A 6,063-nucleotide genomic window follows, 5' to 3' on the forward strand; every position below is an offset into this window, starting at 1 on the left:
TCATTTATGATATCGTGATGGGAATTTTGTAGTTTTTCAATGATTTCTTGTTGCCACAAATGATCATTCATACTTTTTGCATAAAGGTACAAATCTAAATAATCATTTACCCACATTTTCAGCTCATTATGGTCCATAAAAATGCCCCTTTCAGATACTCTCCTTTTTTCAAATTTATTTAATTGAATCCCCTCTAAAATTGAGAGGCTCCCTACTTAGGAGAACAATTCATCCTAAATAAAGAGCCTCTGGTAGATCAGTCAGCTTTTACTTAATTTCCCATTTAGTTATATATATATATTATAAAACTCATTAATCCTATAAATCAAGTAGGATTTAATTAAAATAAAATTAACGAGATTTAATTGTTTCTTTTTCCGGCTTAATAAGAGTATTAACTGCCTCCTTCATCATTGTCCTGTATGGATATCGTCTTCATCCTTCTTTGCCCAATGGCTTGTCAGTTGATCCAGTTTTTCCATACAAACTTTAATTCGATTAACCTCAGTATGGAATAAAGAAATATGGTGGTGCAGACTAGCTTTTCTTTCCACAATGGCCCGTTTCATTTCCTCCGGTGCCGGTCCGCCAGGCAGAGACCGAATTTTCACAAAGTGTTCTGGGTCCATGGCTGTGCGAATGGTTTCCTCCGGTAAATTCAACGGAATTCCTACAACTGCTTTTGCCGCTTCATCCACGAGTGCAGATGTGACATGAGTCGCATTTAGTCCTTTGGCCAAGGCAATTTTCACCACCTGGCTAGCTATTGAATGAGAAGTCCGGAACGGGATGTTCGCTTCCCTAAACAGGGTGTCGGCTAATTCCGTAATCGTCGCAAAACTTTCTTGGGCCCTTCTCTTTAACTGAGCTTCATTTACTTCAATTGTTCCAACCACTACTTTTGTTAACCGAAAAACTTGATCAATGAGGTGCAGGCCCTTCCATAAATACGGCTGAAGGTCATCTTCCGTATCGTTTATATCTCCGTATGGTGTGTTATGTAACATTTGGAGTACGGTTTGGGCATTTCCAATGCCGCTAGAGCTTAAGGCACGAATATGCTCAAGTGAAACAGGATTTCTTTTTTGCGGCATAATCGAACTGGTTTGTACAAAGGGGTCTGCCACACGAATTGCTGAAAATTCCTGACTGGACCATAAGAGAAGATCTTGTGAAAACCGGCCGAGATTGATAAAGGTTAATTGGATCGCTGTGGCAATTTCCCCTAGATAATCAGCACCGCCAATCGAATCATAAGCACTCTTAATGATTTTCGGGAATCCTAATAACTCTGCGACTTTATTTCGGTCAATCGGAAATCCGGTCGTAGTCAGGGCCGCCGCGCCGAGAGGACTGGCATTACATGTATCATAGGCTGCTTTCAACCTTTTTAAGTCACGGTCAACGACATCGTACATACCTAGAAGATAATGGGAGAACGTCATCGGCTGGGCCTGCTGCGTATGAGTATGCCCTAGGACAATGGTTTCCTTATAGGTGTCCATCACCTTCAAAAGTGTTTCTTGAAAGGAAAGCAGCGCCTCGATAGCGAGGAGAATTTTGTCCCTAAGAACCATCCTGTACATGGCCACACCCATATCGTTCCGGCTCCTGGCAAGGTGCAAACTTCCACCAATTTCACCCGCAACATTCATTATTTGGCTTTCTACAAGGAAAAAGAGATCTTCATACTGTCCATCATAAGTGGATTGAATAAGGGCCTCCTTATCGAGTGCAGAGATACCTGCCAGGATTTGGGAAGCTCCACTCAGCTCTAACAACCCTTCTTCCACCAGCATGATCAGGTGAGCTTTATGGACGGCGAGCATCGGCTCTAGTAAAGTTTTCTTGGCGTGTTCAAATGCTGGTGCCAATACTACCTCAGAATAGGTCGATCCAGGAAACTTCTTTCCTTCCTTTTCAAAAATGCTCTCCTTGCTATTCATCACAATCCCCCCTAAAAAATCCCATGCAATCTGTTGTTTATTTTGGTCTCCAGCCTTTTAAACTTATAAAAAAAGCATGAACATTGTATGTTCATGACTTCGGTTGTCCGGAAGACATCTAATTTTTAATTCTTCCTATTGGATATTTAATTATAACAATAATTTACTTTTCTTTCGATATATTCTAAAAATTTTTATTATTGTGAGTTCCGTATATCATTCGGGAATTAGCCAGAATAAATTATGGGACGATTATGCGCAGCATATCGTCCTTCTCGAGGTAAATTATTTAAGGGCTTTACTAACTTTTAACTTCTTTCCTTTTATGGTTGTATTCTCCATAGCCTGTAAAACAAGCGAACCTTTTCCATTCAAAATATCAACATAGGACATTTGATCCTGGATCGTAATAATGCCAATATCATCCGCAGTTACACCAGGAATTTTCGCAATCGTTCCAACAAAATCAACCGCTCTAAGCTTCTTCTTTTTTCCACCGCTAAAATATAGTTTCATGATATCTTGGTTAATTCTTGCGGTTTTATTATTTCTTACGGCTCTCCGGCCGCTGATTTTTTCTTCGAAAGCAGCCTTCTTATCAGCAACTTGATGTGGCTTTGGTGCATCCATTATTGGGATTTCGAAGCCAATATACTTTTCAATTTCTTTAACGAATTTTACTTCATTAGGAGTTGCAAACGTAATCGCTCTTCCTTCATTACCTGCGCGGCCGGTTCGGCCAGTCCGGTGGACATAACTCTCTTTTTCCATTGGAACATCATAGTTGATAACAAGTGTCACATTATCAATATCAATTCCTCTTGCCGCCACGTCGGTGGCAACTAAATAACGGAAATTCCCCATTTTGAACCCATCCATAACCGCAAACCGATCTTGCTGTTCTAATCCGCCATGGAGTCTTTCACACGAATAATTAGATTCTTCCAATTCGGTATAAACAGTATCAACGTGTTCTTTTGTACGGCAAAAAATAAGGCAGCTGTCTGGATTTTCAACAACGGTAACGTCTTTCAGGAGTGAAATTTTTTCATCTTCCTTCACTTCGATTAAACGATGTTCGATTGTATCCGTCGTAATCCCGCCTGCCTCAATCTCAACATTAATCGGATTTTCCATATACTTATGGCAGAGGTTTTCAACATTTTTAGGTAATGTTGCCGAAAATACCATTGTTACTCTGTTCAAAGGAAGTTCATTTATAATTGCTTCTACTTCATCGATAAAACCCATATTAAGCATCTCATCAGCTTCATCTATAATTAGATATTTTATTTTATCTAAAATTAGGGTTTCTCTTTCAATATGGTCCATAACACGTCCTGGGGTACCCACAACTACATGAGTTTTTTGTTTCAATTCTTCTTTTTGTTTCGTAAAAGGTTCTTTTCCGTAAACGGCCATTGCTTTGATCCGCTTAAACCTGCCAATATTCGTAATATCTTCGCGAACTTGAACAGCCAGTTCTCTGGTTGGTGTCAGGATTAAGGCCTGTGGTAATTTTTCTTCCCATTCTATCATTTCGCAAATAGGAATTCCAAAGGACGCAGTCTTGCCGCTGCCTGTTTGAGATTTTACGACAAGATCTTGATTAGACAATGCTAATGGAATGACTTTACTCTGAACCTCTGTTGGAGCTTCGTATTTTAATACCTCTAAAGATCTCCTTATTTCAGCGCTTAAATTATAATCTTCAAATCTTGTTTCACTCATGTATTAACCTCGTTTTTTTGTATTTATCCGGCTTATCTATAGGATTTCTTTCAAAGAAATATCATATGCATAATCTGAATATGGTTCATTATACTTGAAACTTTCGCATACATAAACGTTTCATACAGGTCTTTCCACGATTTGCCCTCTTTTTTAACGAATGTCCGGGTTGATACCGTGTTTCTTCCCTTTCTCTTGCATGAAAAAGATAGCTATATTTGAAGCTGAATCAGGAGAACCTATCTAGAAATGAGGAAGAAAAATTCAACTCAAAAATGAGTTGTTTATATTTTCCTATTTATTGGTTCTACTAATAAGATTGTTAACAATAAATGGAGGAGGGCTTTTATGCAGCAGAATCAACAAACTAAAGAGAATTTGGGATCCGGTTCGATTATGAATCCAGACTTTGCAGGAACTAATACACAAAAAGTAAAACAAGAAATTCAAAAAGATGTAAGCCAAGGACAGGGTGCAATAACCTCCCGAGAGGCAGGATCATTGCGCGATTAAAAAACCACGCCAAGTGGTTTTTTATTTTTCTGCCTCGCACTCCACATTTTCTCGTTATTTGGTGTTTTTGTAATGGTCTGTCCCTCTTCATGCATAAAGATGTACAAAGGGGGATTTTTCATGAAAACCTATTTATCAGCAAATAGCCTAATCAGGTATGCAGTAGCCTATGTTTTTATTACCTCTGCACTTATGAAATTAATGAGTTCTGAATTGGCGAACCATTTCCTTGGATTAGGACTGCCCTATCCTCAGTTAATGTTAAAGCTGGTTATTTTCCTAGAAATGGTTTGCGGAATTTTACTGTTAGTCAATAAATCTGTTAAAAATGCGGTCGTACCTCTAATTGGCATCATGATCGTTGCTCTTTTCGTAACAAAGATTCCGTTATTACATACTGATTTTCTAGCATTCGCTTTTCAAGCTCGTTTAGATATTGTGATGTTAGTTTTGCTTATTTATCTATATAAGCAGTATCCTAGATAATCCCTTCATGTGCTAAAATAATACTATCTATTATATTTGGTGAGTGAACACACGATGAAACTAAAAGAAAAGGTAAAGACCCTGCCCCTAACTCCTGGGGTGTATTTGATGAAAGATTCATATGGTCATATCATATATGTCGGAAAGGCCAAAAACCTAAAGAGGCGGGTGCAGTCTTATTTTCAACATTCCAAAGCCCATCCTCAAAAAATTAAAAAGATGGCGGCTAACCTTTACGATTTTGACTATGTTCTGACGGACACTGAATTCGAGGCTTTTCTGCTGGAATGCAAACTAATCAAGGAATTAAAGCCTCATTTTAACAAAAAAATGAAAAGTACCCAATCCTACACCTACCTCGTAATAAAAATGGAGGAAGGCAAACGGGTTCTTAAAATGTCACAGTACTTTGAAGTGAATGATGGGAATTTATATTTCGGTCCTTTTCTTAACAAGTACACCGTTGAAAGAGCCATCAATGGTATAAAAGAAGCTTTTAAAATAAGTTGCAGCAACCCTTCGATGAAAAATGGCCCCTGTTTAAATTATTCTTTAGGAATGTGCATCGGAATGTGTCTTGGAGGTTCAGCTTTGCAACAATATAATCAAATATTGGACAGAATCATTGCTCTGTTGAATGGGACAGACACAGAAATACTAGAGGAAATCGAGCAGAGGATGTTAGCTGCTTCTGAACAATTCCAGTTTGAAGCTGCGGTTAAGTATCGGAACATCCTTGAAACGATCAATGCCCTCCTCTATAAAGAGCAGGTCATCGAGTTCACGGAAGCCAATCAAAATATTGTCGTGGCTGAATCCATTACTGAATCGACCTTTAAGCTTTTTCTCATAAAGGGAAACAAACTTTTATTTAGCAAAAAAATAAATACCCAACAAAATCTTGAGACAATAACGAAGGACATTTTTACTTATATTAAAAATAGCGGCCTTACCTCTCCCCTTATTATTAATAAAGATGAAATTGATGAGGCGCAAATTATTTACAGTTATTTAAAAAGCGGAAATTGTCGTTATCAGATTATTCTTGATGAATGGCTTGAGGTTGGGAATGAGTCGTTTATTGAAGATGTACTTAAAGAATTACTTTAGTAAACTGACAACAGATGATAAAACTACTGGTATTACCTATGCTATAATTGGGGCTAATTCGGAATGAATAAGAAAGTAAATCTGGAAAGACTGTTAGTTAGATTCCGTCAAGATAAGCAGGACATCACCTAAGGCTGTCCGAAGGTGACCCATCTTCGGACAGCTTTCTCATTTTTTTGCCTTCCCTTGTTCCGAAGGCGCCCCAGGTTCAGACAGCTTTCTCATTTTTTTTGCCTTCCCTTGTCCAAAGGCGACCCAGGTTCGGACAGCTTTCTCA

At 38.4% G+C, this 6,063-nt stretch carries 5 protein-coding genes; 3 read left to right on the forward strand and 2 right to left on the reverse strand.

Features of this window, described 5'->3' with window-relative positions; translation table 11 throughout:
- Positions 1-410: 410 nt before the first annotated feature.
- Together argH and V7266_RS30070 are read right to left on the reverse strand one after the other, a co-directional pair.
- Complete coding sequence (argH, locus tag V7266_RS30065) at positions 411-1,946, reverse strand: argininosuccinate lyase (protein WP_335472929.1); 1,536 nt, start codon at positions 1,944-1,946, stop codon at positions 411-413.
- A gap of 285 nt (positions 1,947-2,231) precedes the next feature.
- Entirely contained in the window at positions 2,232-3,677 is a 1,446-nt protein-coding gene (locus tag V7266_RS30070; protein ID WP_335472930.1) for a DEAD/DEAH box helicase, read from the reverse strand.
- A gap of 348 nt (positions 3,678-4,025) precedes the next feature.
- Between V7266_RS30070 and V7266_RS30075 the strand changes: the two genes are divergently transcribed.
- The 3 genes from V7266_RS30075 to V7266_RS30085 all read left to right on the forward strand — a co-directional run bounded on the left by V7266_RS30075 (position 4,026) and on the right by V7266_RS30085 (position 5,786).
- Complete coding sequence (locus V7266_RS30075; RefSeq protein WP_335472931.1) at positions 4,026-4,190, forward strand: hypothetical protein; 165 nt, start codon at positions 4,026-4,028, stop codon at positions 4,188-4,190.
- A gap of 120 nt (positions 4,191-4,310) precedes the next feature.
- Positions 4,311-4,676: a DoxX family protein gene (locus tag V7266_RS30080; protein WP_335472932.1), complete on the forward strand. Its 366-nt coding sequence runs from the start codon at positions 4,311-4,313 to the stop codon at positions 4,674-4,676.
- 108 nt (positions 4,677-4,784) lie between these two features.
- Entirely contained in the window at positions 4,785-5,786 is a 1,002-nt protein-coding gene (locus V7266_RS30085; protein ID WP_335472933.1) for a GIY-YIG nuclease family protein, read from the forward strand.
- Positions 5,787-6,063: the final 277 nt, after the last annotated feature.

Origin of the sequence: Neobacillus drentensis (assembly GCF_036965645.1) — a bacterium.
Classification (GTDB): domain Bacteria; phylum Bacillota; class Bacilli; order Bacillales; family Cytobacillaceae; genus Neobacillus; species Neobacillus drentensis_D.

Excerpts from the sequence above, each read along its gene's own strand:
- argH (WP_335472929.1), bottom strand. The coding sequence starts at position 1,946 with ATGAATAGCAAGGAGAGCATTTTTGAAAAGGAAGGAAAGAAGTTTCCT.
- V7266_RS30070 (WP_335472930.1), bottom strand. The coding sequence starts at position 3,677 with ATGAGTGAAACAAGATTTGAAGATTATAATTTAAGCGCTGAAATAAGG.
- V7266_RS30075 (WP_335472931.1), top strand. The coding sequence starts at position 4,026 with ATGCAGCAGAATCAACAAACTAAAGAGAATTTGGGATCCGGTTCGATT.
- V7266_RS30080 (WP_335472932.1), top strand. The coding sequence starts at position 4,311 with ATGAAAACCTATTTATCAGCAAATAGCCTAATCAGGTATGCAGTAGCC.
- V7266_RS30085 (WP_335472933.1), top strand. The coding sequence starts at position 4,785 with ATGAAAGATTCATATGGTCATATCATATATGTCGGAAAGGCCAAAAAC.